This window comes from Haloarcula sp. H-GB4 (assembly GCF_030848575.1).
In the GTDB taxonomy this organism is placed as follows: domain Archaea; phylum Halobacteriota; class Halobacteria; order Halobacteriales; family Haloarculaceae; genus Haloarcula.
In genome coordinates this window covers 548,651-568,438 of record NZ_JAVDDX010000001.1, presented here as the reverse complement: position 1 = coordinate 568,438, position 19,788 = coordinate 548,651, and the positions used below count along the sequence as shown (strand labels likewise).

The 19,788-nt window shown below is 63.1% G+C and carries 17 protein-coding genes; 2 read left to right on the top strand and 15 right to left on the bottom strand.

The features are described from left to right. The first annotated feature begins 95 nt into the window (after positions 1–95). Complete coding sequence (locus RBH20_RS03045; protein WP_306705373.1) at positions 96–1,697, top strand: class I adenylate-forming enzyme family protein; 1,602 nt, start codon at positions 96–98, stop codon at positions 1,695–1,697. Positions 1,698–1,772: 75 nt separating this feature from the next. Continuing rightward, the gene (locus RBH20_RS03040; protein WP_306705371.1) at positions 1,773–2,747 is read left to right on the top strand and encodes an LLM class flavin-dependent oxidoreductase; all 975 of its coding nucleotides are present in this window, start codon (positions 1,773–1,775) and stop codon (positions 2,745–2,747) included. On the opposite strand, the gene RBH20_RS03035 is transcribed toward RBH20_RS03040, so the two are convergent. The 15 genes from RBH20_RS03035 to mvk all read right to left on the bottom strand — a co-directional run bounded on the left by RBH20_RS03035 (position 2,744) and on the right by mvk (position 19,673). Next, entirely contained in the window at positions 2,744–3,475 is a 732-nt protein-coding gene (locus tag RBH20_RS03035; protein ID WP_058997003.1) for a GNAT family N-acetyltransferase, read from the bottom strand. The two genes, RBH20_RS03040 and RBH20_RS03035, sit on opposite strands and share 4 nt — an antisense overlap. A 68-nt stretch (positions 3,476–3,543) precedes the next feature. Further along, positions 3,544–3,903 (bottom strand): hypothetical protein, encoded by a 360-nt coding sequence (locus RBH20_RS03030; protein WP_306707459.1) that lies wholly within the window; start codon positions 3,901–3,903, stop codon positions 3,544–3,546. Positions 3,904–3,914: 11 nt separating this feature from the next. Continuing rightward, on the bottom strand, positions 3,915–5,576 hold the full coding sequence (locus RBH20_RS03025; RefSeq protein WP_306705368.1) for an FAD-dependent monooxygenase: 1,662 nt from the start codon (positions 5,574–5,576) through the stop codon (positions 3,915–3,917). Continuing rightward, on the bottom strand, positions 5,569–7,233 hold the full coding sequence (locus tag RBH20_RS03020; RefSeq protein ID WP_306705365.1) for an electron transfer flavoprotein subunit alpha/FixB family protein: 1,665 nt from the start codon (positions 7,231–7,233) through the stop codon (positions 5,569–5,571). Before RBH20_RS03020 ends, RBH20_RS03025 begins: the two co-directional genes overlap by 8 nt. Positions 7,234–7,235: 2 nt before the next feature. Next, positions 7,236–8,090, bottom strand: coding sequence for an electron transfer flavoprotein subunit beta/FixA family protein (locus RBH20_RS03015; protein ID WP_306705363.1), 855 nt, complete (start codon positions 8,088–8,090; stop codon positions 7,236–7,238). Between the two features lie 204 nt (positions 8,091–8,294). Further along, positions 8,295–8,624: a ferredoxin family protein gene (locus tag RBH20_RS03010; protein WP_306705361.1), complete on the bottom strand. Its 330-nt coding sequence runs from the start codon at positions 8,622–8,624 to the stop codon at positions 8,295–8,297. A gap of 50 nt (positions 8,625–8,674) precedes the next feature. Beyond that, complete coding sequence (locus RBH20_RS03005) at positions 8,675–9,637, bottom strand: alpha/beta hydrolase (RefSeq protein WP_306705359.1); 963 nt, start codon at positions 9,635–9,637, stop codon at positions 8,675–8,677. 177 nt (positions 9,638–9,814) lie between these two features. Beyond that, on the bottom strand, positions 9,815–10,021 hold the full coding sequence (locus RBH20_RS03000; RefSeq protein WP_306705357.1) for a hypothetical protein: 207 nt from the start codon (positions 10,019–10,021) through the stop codon (positions 9,815–9,817). A 152-nt stretch (positions 10,022–10,173) separates the two neighbouring features. Beyond that, positions 10,174–11,913, bottom strand: coding sequence for a glutamate--tRNA ligase (locus RBH20_RS02995; RefSeq protein ID WP_306705355.1), 1,740 nt, complete (start codon positions 11,911–11,913; stop codon positions 10,174–10,176). 771 nt (positions 11,914–12,684) lie between these two features. After that, positions 12,685–13,620, bottom strand: coding sequence for an ArsA family ATPase (locus RBH20_RS02990; protein WP_306705353.1), 936 nt, complete (start codon positions 13,618–13,620; stop codon positions 12,685–12,687). 87 nt (positions 13,621–13,707) lie between these two features. After that, positions 13,708–14,748, bottom strand: coding sequence for a geranylfarnesyl diphosphate synthase (gene idsA3 / locus RBH20_RS02985; RefSeq protein WP_306705351.1), 1,041 nt, complete (start codon positions 14,746–14,748; stop codon positions 13,708–13,710). Between the two features lie 4 nt (positions 14,749–14,752). After that, a complete protein-coding gene (locus tag RBH20_RS02980) occupies positions 14,753–16,099 on the bottom strand; it encodes a ribonuclease J (protein WP_004593536.1) in 1,347 nt (448 codons plus the stop codon). 264 nt (positions 16,100–16,363) lie between these two features. Then, positions 16,364–17,767, bottom strand: a complete 1,404-nt coding sequence (locus RBH20_RS02975) for a hypothetical protein (RefSeq protein WP_306705348.1) — start codon at positions 17,765–17,767, stop codon at positions 16,364–16,366. 173 nt (positions 17,768–17,940) lie between these two features. Beyond that, on the bottom strand, positions 17,941–18,693 hold the full coding sequence (locus RBH20_RS02970) for an isopentenyl phosphate kinase (protein WP_306705347.1): 753 nt from the start codon (positions 18,691–18,693) through the stop codon (positions 17,941–17,943). Continuing rightward, positions 18,690–19,673 (bottom strand): mevalonate kinase, encoded by a 984-nt coding sequence (mvk, locus tag RBH20_RS02965; RefSeq protein ID WP_306705346.1) that lies wholly within the window; start codon positions 19,671–19,673, stop codon positions 18,690–18,692. The genes RBH20_RS02970 and mvk overlap by 4 nt, the downstream gene beginning before the upstream one ends. Positions 19,674–19,788: the final 115 nt, after the last annotated feature.

Genomic DNA, 19,788 nt, shown 5'->3' with positions numbered 1-19,788 from the left:
TTTACACGTGGGTATCGAATCAACAGGTTGTCAACCGTTCACGAAGAAAATATAATAATAATTGGGTTTGAATACGACAATTGAGGCGTGTTATCATGAAACGCGAGATGCTCACCACCGACTTCATCGACCGTGCAGCAGACATATACGACGACGTTACCGGGATCATCGCCCATGACGGCACCGAGTACACGTACGCGGAGGTGAACGAACGGGTCAACCGGCTGGCACACGCGCTGTCGGACCGGGGCGTCTCGAAGGGGAGTCGCGTGGCTCTCCTCGCGCCGAACACACACTACTTCATCGAGACGCTGTACGCGACGAATAAACTCGGCGCAGTCTTTGTCCCGCTGAACTACCGACTCGATCCCGCAAAAATCGAGTACATTCTGAATGACTGTGAAGCCGCGACAGTAATCGCCGACTACGACTTCGCGGAGAAGATCCAGCCAGTACGGGATGACATCCCTGCGGAGACGTTCATCGGCTACGAGCCCGACCGTATCGATGGGGAATGGGAGGGGTACAGCGATGTCCTTGACGGGCAGCCGACTGCCGAACCGGACCGACCGGACATGACCGAGGACGACGACGCCAGCATCAACTACACGTCCGGAACGACGGGGGACCCGAAGGGCGTGGTCAGGACCCATCGGACCGAAAGCTGGCACTCGCTGGTCCTCAATCAGCATATGGAGATACGCGACGATGACACGTACCTCTGGACACTCCCGATGTTCCACTGCAACGGCTGGGGCCACACCTACGCCATCACCGGGACCGGCGGGACGCACGTCTGCCAGCGGACCTTCGACGCTGCGGATACCTTCCGCCGGGTCCGCGAGTACGACGTGTCGTTCATGTGTGGCGCGCCGACGGTGCTGAACAAGCTCATCCAGCACTACCGGGCCAACGACGGCGACGTAGTGACGCAGGGTGACCGCGACGTGCGAATCGCGACAGCCGGCAGTGCTCCGGCGACGGCGACCATCGACCGCGTCGAAGACGAGTTCGGCTGGCGCATCATCCACATCTACGGCCTGACCGAGACGGCCCCGATCATCACGACCAGCAACTCCCCGCGGCGTATCGCTGAACGGGGCCGTGAGATCAAGGTCAAGCAGGGGTCTCAGGCGCTGTGTACCGACATCAGGGTCGTCGACGAGGACGGCACCGACGTGCCACGCGATGGGACGGCCATCGGTGAGATCGTGGTTCAGGGCAACCAGGTGATGGACCGCTATCTCAACAAGCCCGATATTACCGAGGAGGCGTTCAACGACCGCGTCGAAGGGTACTTCCACACTGGCGACCTCGCGACGTGGGACGAGGACGGGATGATACAGATCATGGACCGCCGGAAGGACATCATCATCTCCGGCGGCGAGAACATCTCCTCGATCGAACTAGAGGACGAACTGTACGATCACCCCGATGTGCTGAAAGCCGCGGTCATTCCGGCACCGAGTGAGGACTGGGGCGAGACGCCGATGGCAATTGTCGTCCCAACGGCCGACAGCGACGCGACCGAACAGGATATTCTCGAATTCCTCAGAGAACGCGTTGCGAGCTACAAGGTCCCCGCAGGCATCGATTTCCGTGACTCGCTTCCTGAAACAGCGACCGGGAAGATCCAGAAGTACGAACTCCGAGAGGAGTACTGGCAAGAGCAGGAGCGGATGATCGGGCAGGAGTGAGCGCGGCGGTAGCTGTGAAGTAGTGGAACAGAACCAACACGATTCTTTATTAGGTTTCCAGCAGTCGGTCACAGCATGCATCTAGGAGTCGTCGTGCCACGCGTTGATGACCACAGCACAATCGACCTGGCCGTCGAAGCCGAAGACCACGGCTACGATTCGGTCTGGCTAAACGAACTGTGGGGCGCTAGCTCCGTCGTCGAACTCACGGATATCGCGACACGGACCGACGATATCGAAATTGGCAGCGCGATACTCAACGTCTTCTCGCGGTCACCGGCCGTGCTGGCGATGACAGCGACGACCCTCGACAGGGTGTCGGACGGACGAGCAGTGCTGGGGCTGGGGACGAGCACAGCCCGGTCCATCGAGAACATGCACAGCACAGAGTTCGAGCGCCCCGTCCGTCGCGCCCACGAGACAATCGATATCATCAAACGGCTCATGACGAGCGACGAGCGAGTGACCTACGACGGCGAGGTAGTATCGGTGAGGGGGGTTCCGCCGCTAGACCGTGACGTACCGGTGTACCACGCCGCGCTCGGGCCGGCGAACAGGCGTGTTGTCGCCAGACTCGCCGACGGCTGGCTGCCGCACATGATTGCGTTCTCCGAACTGGAGTCGGCGTTCGATTACATTGCGGAGACAGCACGCGACGCTGACCGCGACCCGGACGACATCACCGTCGCGCCGTACGTGCCGGCAGTGGTCCATGAGGACCCCGACCAGGCGACCGAGGAGCTCCGACAGCACATCGCCTACTACGTCGGCAGCGGCGAGGGGTACCGCCGGGCTGTTGCGGAGACGTATCCGGACCGGGCGGAGCGCATCGCCGACGCCTGGCAGGCGGGTGACCGCGGCGAGGCGACGGAGCTCGTCACCGACGAAATGACGGCCGACCTCGGCATCGCTGGGACGCCGGAACAGGCGCGGGAGAAACGGGATAAGATTGCGGACAGGGATGTCATCGACCGGCTTTTGCTAACTGTGCCACAGCAGGTCGACGGGGAGCTGGCTCGGATGACGATTCGGGCGCTGGGGCCGAATTAAAGGTCGATCTCCATCATCACCTCGTCGGCGTACTCGTCGCCGAACTTGTAGTGGTCCTCGCGGATGGCGTCAGTGTCCCACCCGTGGCCTTCAAGGAACTCGATCGCATCCTCGTTCGTCGATGGGACAGAGTTGTACAGTTTCTCGTAGCCGTTCGACGCCGCCCACTCGGTGCCCCGGGCAAGCAACTGCGAGCCGATGCCGTGGCCTCGATACCGGTCAAGGACGCCAAGCGTCAGCTCTGCCGTGTGGCTGAGCTTCTCAACTTCGGGATGTTTGAGATGGACCCATCCGACCACGTCGTCGTTGATGCAGGCGACGAAGAAGATGCGCGACTCCAGTTCGTTGTGCCGGAGCAACACGCCCTCGCTGTCCACTACGTCGGCGACGGTCTCCGCATCGACGTACTCACCGCCGCCGATCGCGGCCCGGATGGCCCCAACGAGACCGGTCAGGTCCTCCTGTCGCGCCTGACGGATGGTGAACTCGATGTCGTCGGCTTCGAACTCTTCCTCGACGGTATCGTTGTAGGCGACGCGGAGTTGACCGTCGATTTCCTCCAGTACGCCGTCGCGTTTGAGTATCGCAACGTGGTGGCCGAACGGTCGCGGGTCCATCTGTAGCGCCGAGCGAGCGGCTCGCGGCTCCACAGACCCGTGCGATTCGACGTACTCGTAGATGTCCCGTCGGTCCTCGTGATCGAAATGCAGTGGCTCTGTTAACTCCATGTTATCTGCTACCACGACACAGTACTTAATCCTTTATCAAAAACCATGTATATCTCAGTAAACGGCAGCTACTGCTCCGGAACACCGGTCAAAAGGACTGCCACGTCACGGGCGTTATGGGTATCGACGAGCAGTTCTGCGGCCGCTCTGACGCTGTAGGTGCCGGCTAACTCCACGCCGTAGCAGGCGGCGTAGCAGTCAAGCCAGTCGTTCATCGCCCGTTCCAGCCGCTCGAATTCCGCTTCGGAGAACCGGACCCACGACCCGCCGGTCCGGGCCTCACAGTATAGCGCTACCGTGGGTCCGAACCCGTCCCGAAGGATTTCCATCGCGCGCTCCTCGTCTGGCGGGTCGGGGTCCAGCGACTCGTGGACCTGTTCGGCCCGGCGCGCGAGCGCCCGAACACGGTCGTCGTACTGGCCGCTCATCACCGACCGGGTCACCCCTGGTTGAACTCCACGCCTTTCCCGCCGGCAGGGTGTTCCCACTCGGTGTCGGCGACGATGGCGCAGGTACCACACTCGACGCAGGGCTGGGTGTCGAGGCTCACGAGGTGTTCCTCGCTTCCGTTGGTCTGGACCATCTCGTCGCGGTAACAGCCGCCGCCGAAGTCCTCGGCGCTGACCGGGCAGGCCGTCACGGCGGTGCCCGAGGCTTCGAATGACTTGTCGACCAGTTCGATGTGCGGGTCGTCTACGTCGTAGGTCAAGTCGCCGATGCGGTCACCCAGGTCAGGTGGTGAGACGGTGTTCTCATCGGTTACCGGCTCGCCGAGCTCCTCGGCAATGACAGTCGGTAGCGTCACGTAGGGAAGTTTAGTGTCAGGAATCATCGACACCATGCGCGGCGACGAGTAGGCCCGTTCAAGCAGTCCGGCTGCCGCGCGGACCCCGAACCGGCCGACGGCGGAGTCGGCGATAGCGTTCGAGAAGTCGTCGACGGGGCCGAGTTCGCCGAGCTGCCCGAACACCCTGTACCCGGTCGGCCGGAGCTTGTCCATCACGCCCTCGTCGTGGAGTTTCTTCTCGTACAGGTCGCCGGCCTGAGACGGATCGTCTCGTGCCCTCGCGTCGGCGAAGGCCTCGGCGGCCAGCGCCCCGGCAGTGACCGCATGGTTCATCCCCTTGATAATGGGGCCCTGGGCCTGCATCTGGCCGGCGGCGTCGCCGACCAGCACGAGCCGGTCCTTGTGTGGCGAGGGATGGGCCGCTTTCTTCGAGTCCGGGACAAGTTTCGCGCTGTACTCGCGCTCGTCGTATTCGTCACCGAGCCACTGGGCCATGAGCGGATGCGTGAGCAGGCTGTCGAGCAGTTCGTGGGGCTCCGCCCGCTCCTCGGCGATAGAATCGAGGTGGAACACAGTGCCGATAGACAGCGAGGACTCGTTGGTGTAGAGGAAGCCACCGCCGCGGACGCCGTCGAACAGGTCGCCGGAGAACAGGTGGGCCGCGCCGTCATCGGGAGCCACGTCGAAGCGGTCGTTGATGACCTCCGGCTCCATGTCGACGACCGCTTTGACGCCCTGGAACCATTCCTCGGGCTCGTCCCAGTCCATCAGCCCGGCGTCCCGGGCGAGTTCGGAGTTGACGCCGTCGGCCGCCACGACGATGTCGGCTTTGATGGGGTCTAGCTCCTCGGTCGTCACGCCGACGATTTCGCCCCGTTCGCGGAGCAAGCCGGTGACATGGACCTCGGTCAGCAATCCGCCGCCGGTCTCGCGGGTGCGCTCGTGGACCTGCTGGGCGAGCCACGAGTCCATCTTCCGACGGAGCACTGCGTCGGCCCACGCCGTGTCGTGGTGGTGCAGGTCGCCGATGTCGAAGGATTTCACCTTGTCGCCGGCGATGTTGTGAATCATATTCTCTGTCACCGGCCGCTCGGTCGCCTCCTCGCGGAAGTCCGGGAACAGCCCGTCGATAGTGTATGGGGCCGATTCTTCGGCGTATATGAGCCCGCCAGAGACGTTCTTCGAGCCGGCATCGACGCCGCGTTCGAGGACGAGCGTCTCGACGTCGTTCCGCGCGAGTGTCGCCGCCGCGGCGGCCCCGCCCGGACCACAGCCAACGACGACGGCCTCGTACTCCTCAACGGCGTCAGTCATCGCTGGCCTCCATCATCGCACCCAGTTCACCGGCCTCGACCGCCTCGGTCAACTGCGGCAACACCTCGAATAAGTCGCCCTCGATGAGATAGTCCGAGAAGTCGCGGATATCGGCGTCCGGGTCAGTGTTGATTGCGATGATCGTGTCGGACTCGTCGCAGCCGACCTTGTGCTGTATCGCGCCGGAGATGCCCGCCGCGATGTACACGTCCGGTTCGACCTCCTGCCCGGACTCGCCGATCTGGCGCTCCTCGGTGACGTACTGCTCGACGTGGCCGTCGAAGGAGTACGACGAAGTGATGACGCCACGCGAGAGCCCAAGGTCGGCGTCCTCGAAGGCGTCAACGAGGTCCAGTGCCTGCTCGATGCCCCGCGTCGGATCGTCACCGATACCGCGACCCACGGCGACGATAACGTCGTTGCCGGTGAGGTCGACGCCGCCGGAGAGGCGATCGTACTCCTCGACTTCGACTGTGAACCAGTTGTCATCGAGGTCCATCTCGTAGTCGATGACCTCGCCGTCGCGCTCGTAGTCGGGGTCAGGCATCTCGAAGCTCCCCGGAATCACCGACGCCCCTTGTGGGTGGAAATCCCGGTGGGGTTTGTCGATGCAGAGAATCGTCGAGTACTCGAACCCGGAGAAGTCCGGGCGCTTCATATGTAGCACCCGTTCGAACTCCTTCTTGTCGCCGGCGGTGCCGACCTTCGCGGGGTTTGAGATCATCGCGCTCTCGATGTACAACCCCGAACAGTCCGACGCTAATCCGGAGTCGAGTTCACCCTGAACGAGCGCCGAGAGGTCCCGACCGTTGTTCGTCGCCGGGAAGACGGCATACCGCGGTTCGTGGTAGTCCTTCCATTCGATTTCCTCTCGCCCCTCGGTAGCGAGGTCGCCACCGGCACGAGCCATGTCACAGATGATTTCGGTGTAGGGCTGATGGCGGAAGCGCTCGAGGCGGTCGTCCTCGTGATAGACGACGAGATCCGCGCCGCAGGCGATGACATCGTCGATGTGGTCGCTGGCGTCGGCCCCGATGAGCACGGCGACGACACGCTCCTCCTCGTCGTACGCTGCGTTGTAGTCGTCCATCAGTTCGCGAGCCTTCCCGAGCATCTCCTTCGAAACGTCCACCAAGTCGCCGGCCTGCGTCTCGCAGTACACCCACATATCGCGGTACTCTGCGCCGACTGTGCCCTCAACCCACTGCTTGTCGTTGGTCGGGTGGTCGAGTTCGGGGTACTTCTCCTCCGGTGGGACGTACTCGACCTCTGTCACCTCCTCGCCTTCGGCCTCCTCGGTTCCCTCGACCGATTCGATTCGACTCTCTATCTGGGATTTCGCTGTCTTCCGGTCCTGGCCTGCTTTCTCGCGTTCGATCAGGTCCCGGAGCACATCGGCGTCATCGACGTCCCTGACCATGTTCGCCACGTCAGCGACGGTGAGGTCGGAGAGGTCGACGCTTTCCGGGTCGGTCTCGCCGTCGTCGTCGCTTTCGACCTTCTCGATACGGTCCTCGATGAGCGTCTTGACGGGCATTCGGTCCTCACCATCTTCCTCCAGCGCCAGCATCGCCCGCAGTTCGTCGGCATCATCGACATCTTTGAGTTTCGGCCCGAGCTCGGCGATTTCGTGTTCTGTGGGGTCGATATCAGGCATGGTTAGTCACCCGCCGCGTACGGCGTGAGTTCGTCCAGTACCGGTTCCAGTGCCTCGCGTTCGTCGGCTTCGATAACCGTCGCCTCTCGCTCCGAGGGAGCCTTTGGAATCGGGTCGACGCCGGAGACGATGGTCGGCGACCCGTCGAGACCGATGTAGTCCGGGTCGAGGTTGAGATCCTCGTGGTCCCAGACCGTGAGGTACTCTTCGTACCCCGTGGCCCGCTCCTGAGTCTCTTCACGGAGGTCCTTGTGTTTCAGTCGGTGGCTCGCCTTCCGATAGGTCGGTTCGAACTCGGGGTCGGCGACAATGAAACACGGCATTGGCGCTTCGACCGTTTCAATCTCGGAGATGTCGCCGTCGACCAGCCGCTTCGCCCGGACGGTGCCAGCATCCTCGTCGATATCGAGCGAGAGAACGTGGGTGATTATCGGCCAGTCCAGACACCAGCAGGTCTGTGGGCCGGTGTGGCCCGTTTCGCCGTCGGCCGTCTTGAATCCAGCAAACACCAGATCGGGCTGCTCATCGAGATTCTGGAGGCCGGTGGCGACAGTCATTGCAGTCGCCCAGGTGTCCGCGGCCCCCATCTCGCGGTCCGAGAGGAGGTATAGGTCGTCTGCGTACACGTCCCGCATTCCTTCTTGCAGGACCTCTTTGTATCCCGGCGGCCCCATGCTCATCAGCGAGACGTGGCCGCCGTTGCGGACTTTCGTCTGGAACGCCGCACGGAGTGCGTGCTTGTCGTTGGGGTTCATCACCGTCGGTGTCTTTCCCCGTTCGAGATGGCCCTCCTCGTCGAACGATACCTGTCCCTCACGGAAGTCCGGAACGCCCTTTGTCATAACAACTGTGTGCATGGTACCATGACCCTCGTGAGTGTATCTCACACAAGAATCTATAATAAATGTATGTTTACAAATCCGAGTGACAGGTCGGCGGCTCCATCTCAGGGGAGGTAGAGTCCGGGCAATGCGCAGTATGTCGACGGGCCGATAGCTACAGGTCGTATGTATTCGAGGTGTAGAATACTGCAATCCCGCGAAAACAGGAGTTTGGTAGCTTCAGATCCGACCGGCACGGCCCGGGTCCACGTCGATTGCGTCGACCGGGCACACGTCGACACAGAGCATACAGTCGATGCACTGGTCCTCGTGAGCCGGGTCGGCCTTGATCTCGCTCTCCGGATGGTCCGGCGTGTCGACCCACTCGAACACGTCGACGGGGCAGTCCTCTAGGCACGCGCCGTCAGCGATGCAGATGTCGAAGTCGACGGCGACGTGTGTCCCGTGGATGCCGAGATCCTCGGGCTCGTCGACTGGCCCCCAGACATCGTGTCCGTCATGCTGTTCGACAACGTCGCGGTTCTCCTCGAACTCCGGGTCTATGGCCATTGGTATCTTATCTCACTTTTGGGAGCTACTTAACTTTTCGACCTGCCCCGTCAGAATCCGGGGCCGTTGCGGCGATCCGAGCCGCGAATATCCCCCGACCCGAGGTCGTCAATGCGGTCGGTCGATCCTGGCAGATTGCTGTCGGGCAAGCCGGTGTCCTCGCCTGTGCCCCCTGGGCCGTCAGTGCCCGGACTGTCGGTTCCGATTCGCCGAATGAACTCGACGGTCCGTTCGTACACGTCGTCGTAGTGAGCGCCGTGGAACGGGAACCCGTGGTCCGACGGCACCGTCTCGTGGACCACATCGGTCATGGGACCGAGGGCATCAGCCAGCAATTCGGACTGTGCCGGCGGCACGACGTCGTCGTGGGTCCCATGGAGCAGCAGCGTCGGCGGGGCGTCGATATCCACCTGTGCGACCGGCGAGGCGAGGTCGTAGGCTGCGGGTTCACCGTCGGGCCCGCCGCCGAGATACGCTCGATGGCCCTCACCCGCTGGGACGTCAGTGGCAGTGTCGAGCGCGTGGAAGTCGTAGACGCCAGCATAGCCGACGACGACTGACAGTGCCGAGGACGAACCGGGGTACAGTTCGGGTTCGAATCCGGGCTCATCTGCCGTCAGCGCGGCCAGAACAACGAGGTTTGCGCCCGCGGAGTGGCCGATGCCGACAACTCGGTCGGTGTCCGCGCCGTAGCTCTCTCCCTCCGTCCGTGCCCACTCGATAGCGGCCTTCACGTCGATCAGCGCCGCTGGGAACGTCCATTCCGGTGCGAGCCGATACTGCGGCTCGATGACCAGAAAGCCGTCCGCGGCGAGATCAAGCGCGTGCCGGGCGAACTCGCCCTTGTCGCCAGACGTGAACGCGCCACCTCGGACGAGCACGGCAACCGGCTTCGGGCCGCTGGCCGCCGTTGCGTCGTACAGGTCGAGCGTCAGCGTCTCGCCACCCGCCTCATGGAACGGAATGTCGCGCTGCACTGTCACTGACTCCGGGGCGCGTTCTGTCACGGGCATTGGTCGGGCCGTCGCGGACATAAGCCCGACGCTATCAGCTCTCGGTCCCGGAGTTGAACGACGCGTCGGCATCGCTATCCCACCGTGGTCTGTTGGGACTGGCTTGATCGTCAGTTGCCTCCCTCCGAACGAAGTGAAAAAGGTCGGCTCTCGGGCGGTGCGTCTGTGGCCCGACGGTCAGCCTTCGACCTCGATCTGCTTGCCACGGGCTGTCGCGCCCGTCTCAACGGGTAGGCGCACTTCGAGGATACCGTTCATGTAGTTCGCAGCGATTCCCTCGTCTTCCTCGTACAGTTCGTAGTCGTCACTACCGGTTTCGAACAAGCGGGACGAGAGGTCGAGACCGCGCATCGATGAACTCGGTGTGGTTGTTGGCAGTGCCATTGGCCATCACCCCCATCTATTTGACACTATTGTTGTGGTTCGTAAAAAATCCCCAATCATGTTAACTGATGCCATACGACAGATAGAACGTAAGCGAGTCGTTGCGGTACAGAAAGCGGTATTAGGCCAGCAGAGCCAGCGGTTCGCCCGTGTCAGGGATGTGTGAAGTACGCGACAGACTCCGCGTCTGAGTCGTCCGCGATCTCGTCGAGTCGGGCGAACCCGATACGCTCGAACTGAACGACTTTGTCGGCGTCGTAATCGAGTAGTCCAGATTCCGCCACGCCAGACACGTCGCCGTCCATCGTGCGCAAGCGGAACTTTGGCCCATCAGCCGGTGCCCAGTGAATCACGTCGACGCCCTCCTCGCGGACGGCGTCAATGTCGTCGCCGGTGTATTCGAATGCGTCGCGGGTGTGGCGCACGCAGCCGTATCCTTTGAGCCATATACGATCGCCGTGTTCCGGCAGGTCGTCGCCCTCAACGACGACACCGCTGGTCACCGGAATCTCGCGGCGGCCACGCTCCTCGTGGTCCGGATGCAACGGCGGTTCGCCAGCGTCCGGCCCGCCGACGATCTGGCGCTCAACGAGACCGCCGTGGTCGTCGCTGTCCCGGACGAAGAACGCCCGGTCTGAGTCGTCGTCAATGAGATCGCGGTTGTTCGAGTAGATAGAGGACATCGCCAGATCGACGTTCGAGGTGGACGTACCCAGCTGAATCATCGCATCGACGACGGCCTCACCGCGGATGCCGCGCCGTTCGAGGCTGGCGACGGTCGGCGCTCGCGGATCGTCCCAGTCCGCGAGTTCGCCGTCAGCGATGAGTTCGGCGATGCTCGATGTGGACAGCGGTACGTCGTAAGCATCGACCTGGACGTGGCCCCAGTGGATGACCTCGGGGTATTCCCAGTCGAAGTAGTCGTAGACGAACTGCTGGCGCTTCGCGGAGTCCTGCAGGTCGATACCGCGGATGATGTGCGTGACCCCCAGCAGGTGGTCGTCCAGCCCGCTCTGGAAGTCCAGCATCGGCCAGCAGCGGTACTCCTCGGCCGCCGTTCGCGGGTGTGGTGTGTCCACCATCCGGAACGCGACGAAGTCCCGCAGTGCGGGGTTCTTATGCGTAATGTCGGTCCGGACCCGCAGTACCATCTCGCCGCTGTCGTACTCGCCGTCGACCATCGCCTCGAACTCCGAGCGCGTGGTCTCGGCGTCCTTGTCGCGATGCGGACAGGCCTTGCCGTTATTCTTCAGATCGGAGAACTCGCCCTGCGGGCACGAGCAGGTGTAGGCCCCGCCCTTGTCGATGAGCTCGCGGGCGTACTCGTAGTACGTCTCGACGCGGTCGCTGGCGTTGACCACGTCGTCGGGTTCGAAGCCCAGATAGCCGATAGCGTCCAGGATTGCGTCGTAGGCATCCAGATCCGGCCGCTTGGTCTCGGGGTCGGTGTCGTCAAAGCGGCAGATGAACTCCCCGTCGTAGCGCTGTTTGTACGTGCCGACGACGGCGGCCATCCGCGCGTGGCCGATGTGCCACGGGCCGTTGGGGTTTGGCGCAACGCGCATCCGGACGGTGTCGTACTCTTCGGCGTTGGGCAGGTCTGGCAGCGGGTGGTCCTCGCCCTCATCCTCGGCCTCCAGCTCTTCGAGTTTCTCCGGAGCGAGTTCGGCCAGCCGCTCCCGGCGCTCCTCGGCATCCATCCCGTTGACTCGCTCAACGACCGGCGCGATAACGCCGGGTATCTCGTCGCCGTACTCGCGGAACTCCGGATTCTCGCCCATGAGCGGGCCCATTATTGCGCCGACCTGTGCCTCGCTGTCGTGTTTGACCGCGTTGAGGAGGGCGCTCGTCTCCGCCGCCTCCGTGATTCGGTCTCGCAGCTCGTCGTCCATTACCGGGACCTGCGACTGGGAGGGTCAAAACGCCGTCGGGTTCAGCCAGCTATGGGGGCAGGGTGTCAGCAAGCGTTCACATAGCCCTATGTCTACAACGATTCGCTTCACTCGGTACAGGGGGAAACACACTGGTTAGTACAGCGAGCACCGTCAACAGCCCATACTTGTGGAGACGGTCCGAGAATCGACTGTTCCGTTGCTATCGATACGGACTTCTGCAAACCGGGAATTACAGTCGAAATGGTCAGTTGTCACTGGGTACGTTCCATTCGCCTGTGTTGACACGTCCGTCACTGTGAGGAGGTACCCTGGAGACGGAATTTCTAACCAAAGTGTCCCGTTCTGTGGGAGTGTTTCTGTACGGGTTACGACTGAAGAGTCACTGTCATTATGTATTAGTTCGACGGATACGGTTTGATTCATCGGGCTAGCATTCCAAACCTGAATCGGCAACCCATTCCCAGTTGCACCGACTTGGATGACGACAGAGGGGTTGGCTTTCGTTCCTTGGTATGGTGCTGGAACAGATGGATCAATCGTCGGCGTGTCAGTCGTCGTTACATCGGGCGGGCCGCTGTGGGCAGAAAGGGTTGGAAACAGGAGTAGCGAAGCTACGATGCCGACAGTAATAATGAGAAACACCGCAAGAAGCGGACGCAGATTCATGACGCAAGCAACTCACCTCTGGCCCCATGTGTTTTCCGGTTGGTACGTTCGCAGACGGGCTGTGTATTCTACGCAGGACGGTTCCCCGCAAACGAAGAGTGGTCACTCAACAGCACCCAATGAGTCCGCGACCCGTTCCAGCGCGCTAAGACCAGTCACCTCACCGGACTGATCGGTAATCGTCCAGATATCCAGTTCGGGCAGCGACTCCCGGAGTTGTGCAATAGCCGCCTCCTGCACTGCCTGCTTGCCCTGACACCGCTGACAGTCACCAGCATCCTCGATAACCTTGTTCACGACCAGCGTCGTCACCGGCACGTCGAACTCGCGGAGTTTCCCGACCAGCCGCTCCGTCTCGCGGACGGCCATCGTCTCGGGGATGGTGACGACCCGGAACGCGGTCTGTTCGGGGTCCCGAAGCACCGTGCCGACCCGCTCCATCCGCGTGCGCATCTCGGTGAAGTCGTCCGGGCCGTCGTCGCGCCGACTCGCCATCGGGCCGAACATCATCGTCCGAGCGGTGTTGACCTTCCGGCGGACCTGATCGCGCAGGTCCATCGCCGTCGCAACGCCACGGTCCATCACCGACGGGAGGTCAAGCAGGCGGAGCGTGTGGCCGGTCGGAGCGGTGTCGAACACCACGCGGTCCCAGCGGTCGCTCTCGATGTACGTCGCCATGCCTTCGATAGCCGCCAGTTCGTCGCTACCGGGCATCACGCCGGTGGTGAACAGGTCGGCGATTTCGTCCTCGTCCATCCGAATGCCGGCATCGGAGAACTCCGACGCGAGCGCCTCGAACAGCGACCGGTAGCGGTCGATTCCAGTCTGTGGGTCGACCTCGACACCCCACAGCCCCGACCGGATTTTTGTCGGGTCGCCACCGACCTCGGTCTCGACGGCGTCGGCCAGCGAGTGGGCGGGGTCGGTAGAGACAACGAGTGTCTCGTGGCCCGTCCTCGCCAGCCGATAGCCAGTCGCCGCGGCCACGGTCGTCTTGCCGACGCCGCCCTTGCCGCCGTAGAGGACGAATCGAGTCACGGGCGTCGCTAGGGAGCGACGTGTCTTAGTTGCTGACCAGCACTAGTCAGGGTCGAAGCGACGCGGGAAAACTGACCGCCGGCGCGCTCAGTAGTCGCGCTCAACGAGGTAGTTCGCGATGCCTTCGAGCAGGTAGCGAGCTTCGTTGTCCGGGAGGACTTCGAGGTTCTGCTTGCCGCTCGCGATGAGGTCTTGCCCGGTCTGGCGGGCGTATTCGATTGACCCCACCTCTCGCAGGCGCTCGACGGCGTCATCGATTTCGGCTTCCGAAACGGCCTCCACGGAGTCCGTGTCGACCAGATCGCCGACATCGACACCCTGCTGGCGGGCGTGCAGTGTTACCAGCGTCTGCTTTTCTTCGACGAGGTCCGAGCCCCGTTGCTTGCCCAGTTTCTCCGAGGGCGTCGTCAGGTCCAGCAGGTCGTCCTGAATCTGGAACGCACGCCCCACGTCGAGCCCGTAGTTGTACAGGGCATCGACGGTTTCCTCGTCGGCCCCCAGCAGCGTGGCCGGAATCGAGGCGGCCGCGCCGTACAGCACGGCCGTCTTGAGTTCGACCATCTCCAAGTACTCCTCAGGCGTGACGACATCGCGTTGCTCGAACTCGATGTCGAGGGACTGGCCCTCGCAGATGCGGGTACACGTCGTCGCGAGTCGCTTGTTCGCGTCGACGGTCCGATCGTGGGCCGCGCCCGTCTCAAGCAGGAACTCGAACGCTTTCGAGTACAGCGTGTCGCCGGCGAGAATTGCCGTTGAGAGGTCGTACTCCTTGTGAACGGCGGGCACTCCACGGCGGAGCGCGTCGTCGTCCATGATGTCGTCGTGAATAAGCGTGAACGTCTGGATGACCTCGATGGCGAGGGCGGCCGACATCATGTCGGCTTGCCCGCCTCCGAGTGTCGGGAAGTCACGGTAGTCTGCCGTCAGCGGGTCGACATCAAGTAGCGACTCCGCGACCAGCAGCAGGACCGTCGGGCGGAGTCGTTTCCCGCCCGCGTCCAGCAGGTATCGCGACGCCTCGTAGAGGTGGTCCGGCTTCTGTACCGGAAGGTCCTCTGGCAGGGCATCGTTGACCCGGTCTCGTCGGGCGACAATCGCGTCTTCGACCTGCTGATGGCGTTCGGACATCGATTTACTCGGTGAGCTTGATCATGTTGCCGTTGCGGGTGATGTGGAGGTCCCGTCCGGCTTTGTAGCCCATGTTTTCGGCGAGGTCGACATACGGTGCGAACCCTTCGAGGCTCTGGTGGGCCGGAATGATGTTCTTCGGCTGGAGCGCGTCGATCATTTCGTAGTGGCCCTCTTCGCGGAGGTGGCCCGAAACGTGGATATCGTCGTAGATGCGTGCGCCCTGCATGCCCAGAAGCTTCTCGGACTGGTAGCGCTGGCCCTCGTTGGTCGGCTCCGGAATGACCCGAGCCGAGAAGATGACCTTGTCGCCGTCGTCTAGCTCGTAGGGCGTCTCGCCGCGGCCCATACGGGTGAGCATCGCGCGTGGCTCGCCCTGATGGCCGGTGACGATCGGAAGGAAGTTCTCCTTGCCCTCGTTCATGATCCGCTTGAACGTCCGGTCAACGGACTTGCGGTGGCCGTACATCCCCAGATCTTCCGGGAAGTCAACGAAGTCAAGCCGTTCGGCCGTGCCGGAGTACTTCTCCATCGAGCGACCGAGCAGCACCGGCTGACGGCCGATGTCGTCGGCGAACTCGACGAGGCTCTTGACACGAGCGATGTGTGAGGAGAACGTCGTCGCGACGATCCCGCCGTCGTAGTCGGCGACGCTGTCCATCACGTCTTTGAGGTGGCGACGCGCCACGGACTCAGAGGGCGTGCGGCCCTTCTTGCCTGCGTTCGTACAGTCCTCAATGTAACAGAGGACGCCCTCGCCCTCGCGGCCGATCTCTCGGAACCGCTTCATGTCGATTGGGTCACCGATGACCGGCGTGTGGTCCATCCGCTTGTCCAGCCCGTAGACGACCGACCCTTCCGGCGTGTGGAGGACGGGGTTGATGGCGTCGATGATGGAGTGTGTGACGTTGACGAACTCCAGTTCGTTGCGCTCGCCGATTGACATCGTCTCGCCGGCATCCATCTTGACGAGGTCGTTCTGGACGCCAAACTTCTCCTCGCTCTTGATCTGCTGTTTGACGAGCTCGATTGTAAAGGGCGTCGCGACGATCGGTGCGTCGTAGCGGTGGGCGAGCTTGGATATCGCGCCGATGTGGTCAAGGTGACCGTGTGTCGGCACGATAGCCTTCACGTCGCCTTCCAGGTCGGACATGACCCGGTCGTCCGGAATGGCACCCATGTCGATGAGGTCCAGCGAGTGCATCCGTTCCGTCTCGACGTTGTCGTGAATCAGTACCTTCGAGAGGTTCAGGCCCATGTCGAAGATGACGACGTCGTCCCCTGCACGGACGGCCGTCATCTGTCGGCCTACAGCCTCGTAACCGCCAATTGTCGCAATTTCGACTTCCATGGTTGTAGCTCCGAGTGGAAAGCCGGCCGCGGGCATCCGGTGGGGCACGGCAACGACGGTATCTGCAATGTAGGCGACTTCGTCCGCGTCGGCGCTCCAGGCCAGTCGGGTACGCCCGTAGCCTGTGCAACCGCAGTGGGAGGGACTTCCGTCCCGCAACTTACATCCGCCGTCTGCCGGCCGCCGAACCGCAGTCCACGGGCGGCCGTGCGCTCGGTTACGTCGGTCTACAACGGCGCTTCTTAAAACGGTGTGGGTTCGTCGCTACTCGTCGTCTAAGGGGTCCGAGAGCGGGTCGTCGTCACTGGAGACGTCGAAGCCAGTGACACCGTCGTCCGCGAGCGTCGCGTCCTCGCCAGCAGGTGTGTCCGTATCCTGAGACTCCCCCTCGCCCTGCACGCTCTCGTCAGCGTCGGTTCCAGGTTGGCCGTCATCAGCACCGCCGAACAGGTCGTCCGTCGTCCGCGGGCCACCGGACGTGTCTTTCTCATCCGATTCGTCGAGTAATCGGGTGTCCTGAGTCACGGCGTCGTGCTGGTCCGCCTGGTCGGTATCCGGCGTGCCGGCACCAGTGGGTTCAGCATCGGCTTCAGGTTCGGTTTCCCAGTCGTCGGCCGGTGCTGGCTCATCTGCCCCCCGGTCGTCAGCTGCCGCGGGTTCCTCGCCCTGCGTGTCGAACTCCGCAGGGTCCGGCGGGGTCCATTCCTGTGGCTCCGTGCTCGGCTCCGACTCCTCGGCGGCGTCCGAAGCAAGCAGGTCACGGTCCGACTGCTCGGTGGGGTCTGACTGCGGACCCACCGTTTCCGAGTCCTCGGCGAGATCCGTTTGGGATGGCTCCGCCGTAGTGTCGTCCACCGCTTCAGGTTCCGGTCCGGCAACGTTTTCCGCCGGCTGCTGGTTCGATATCTGTTCGTCCTGGTCCGCCGGGGCTGTCTCTACCGCGTCTTCGTCCGTCACCGGGCCAGCATCCGTCGCTGGGTCAGCATCTGCCAGCGGATCATCGTCGGCCGCCGTCACCGGCGCGTCGTCAGTCTCGGCCACCGCAGTGTCGGACGGAGTAGACAGCGCTGCCCCATCGGATTGCTCAGGGGGTCGCTGTGCGGGCGCGTGGACTCCCGGTTCACCGGTCGAGTCGGCGTCCGGTTCGGAGTCAGCGACCGGTTCCGACACCTCGGACTCGCCCATTGCCGACTCGGCAACCGCCGGGTCAGCAGCCGGTTCGGTATCCCGGGAAGCCGCTGGCTCAGGCTCGGTTGGCTCCGGTGTCGGGTCGTCGGAATCCGAAGTCAGTTCGGTGGCGGGTGCAGCGCTATCCTCGGCAGTTTCAGTTGCTGTCTGGTCACTGGCCGGAGGGGCCCCGGATGCCACATCGGTCGCATCACGCTGTGCTGTCTGTGCCGCGAGCGTGCCCGCCATTGCCGCGTCAGCGATGAGCTTGTGGGTCAAGCCGAGCACGCCGGAGAGCAACAGGAGTCCACCGAGCGCCCCGACGACGATGCCGAGTACCGCACGATAGCCCGCGTTCCCCGATAGCGAGGCGAGCGAGCCGTTCTGTATCAACACGTACCCTGCAGCGATGAGGCCGCCACCGACGCCGGCGACGACAAGCAATATCCCGAGAAACCTCGTTCCGTATCGATAGACGTCGGTCAGACCTACTGCAGACATAGTCGCATAATTGATAACAGAGGACAAATATGTTACGACAGTCGAGGAAGTGATATTTAGATTACCTGTCCGCTGAGAGCGAGCAGTGATACCGCTCCATCAGTCCGTTTGGGCTTGAGTTCGAGTATTCACACTCTGGGCAGAGTCAGCCGACGACAGGGCTAGCGATTCTATCAGTCGCTGTCATTACCAGCGATAGTCGTCCCCGGACTCTCACCGGCGAGAAACGCAGGGAGCGCGTCGGGGCCGAACACGAGAGCGGGGGCCGAAAGTGCAAGCAGCGCACGGACCTTGCCGGCCATCCCGCCCGACACATCCGTCGTGTCGCTCCCACCCAGGGCCGATGCTACAGCCTCGAATGCCTCGATACGGTCAATGACGGTCCCGTCTTCATAGAGAACGCCGGGAACGGTCGAGCAGACGCCGACGCGGTCGGCGTCGACGGCGGGCGCGAGTTCGACGACCAGTTCGTCGCCGCTCAGAACCGTCGCGCCCGCGCCGGCGTGTGCGACGAGGTCGCCGTGCAGGACTGGAACGAACCCTTCCTCAAGCAGCGTCGTGACCTGCGCCGTCGGTAGCGAGATATCGCCACCTGTGTCGCGTGCAGCCGCCGAGAACGGGTGGACCGGAACAGCCGGAACGCCTGCCTCGGAGAGCGCATCTACGACAGCGGCGTTGAGCCGGCACATCGCGCCGTGGATGGCCTGCACGCCGTTTACGTCGTGGGTTCCTTCGGTCGTGCTAACGCCATATTCGGCGGCGTGGTGGTGGCCGAAGCTCCCCCCGCCATGCACGATGACGATATCCTCGCCGACTGCCGAGTCAGCGATAGCTGACACCGCCGCCGATAGCGCAGTTCGGTCGACCGTCTCAGGTTCGTCTTTTTCGGTGATGACGCTCCCACCGAGTTTGAGGACGACCGTCATTCCTGTCGGACTCCGTCGGTGTCCAGTTCAGCCCGGAAGACGTCCTCACACCCCGGCGTGTACTTCAGCGCCGTGAGCGCGTCATCCGTCTCGTCCAGCACGACGATACAGCCGCCGCCACCGGCCCCAGTGAGTTTCGCGCCATGGGCGTCGGCGTTGCGGGCCGCCCACACCATCGAGTCCAGCGACCGCGAAGAGACCCCCAGCGCCGAGAGCAGTCCGTGGTTGAAATCCATCAGCTCCCCGAGCCGTTCGTAGTCGCCCGTTCCCAGTACTGACTCGCCCTCGCGAACGATGTCGCCGATTGCTGCGACGGTGTCGGCAGCGAAATCGTACTTCCCACGGAGGTCCCGGACGCCGGCGACGAGCGCCCCGGTGTCGCCAGCTCCGCCGTCGTAACCGATAACGAAAGGGAGGGTGTCGATGCCCTTCAGCCGCCGGCAGTCATCGCCCTCCACACGAACTGCCCCGCCCATCGCCGAGCAGAACGTGTCCGCCCGCGAGGCCTGTCCGTCCTGTACCTCGTGTTCGACCTGATAGGCGCGGTCGGCGATCTCGCTCGCCGATAGTTCGACGCCGAGTTCCCTAGTCGCCGCGTCTATCGCTGCGACGACGAGCGCGGCCGACGACCCCAGCCCTGCCCCGAGCGGGATGTCACCCTCGACGGAGATCTCGAAGCCCGCTTCAGGCGAATCGGCCGCATCACGGGCCTGTGCGACCGCTTCGTTGACGTATCCCATCCCAGCTTCGACGAGAGACTCGGCGACATCCACGTCCGGATGGCTCTCCCCGTCACCGGAGTACTCGACGGTAAAGCCGTCCAGTTGCAAGTCGTTCGCGTGGATGCGCAATCCCTCATCGATTTCGGTTGCCGTCACGTGCACCCGCCGCTCAATGGCGCAGGGCACCGCCGGCTCGCCGTAGACGACTGCGTGCTCCCCGAACAGGTACACCTTCCCGGGAGCGCTCGACGTGACCATACCCGCTCGTGTGCTCCCAGGGCGTTAGGCGTTTTCGGAGTCGACGGTCAGGACGACCGTCGGTATAATACTCGGAAGCGGTGCCGATATCGGAGAATTCGAACCGTGCGTCAAC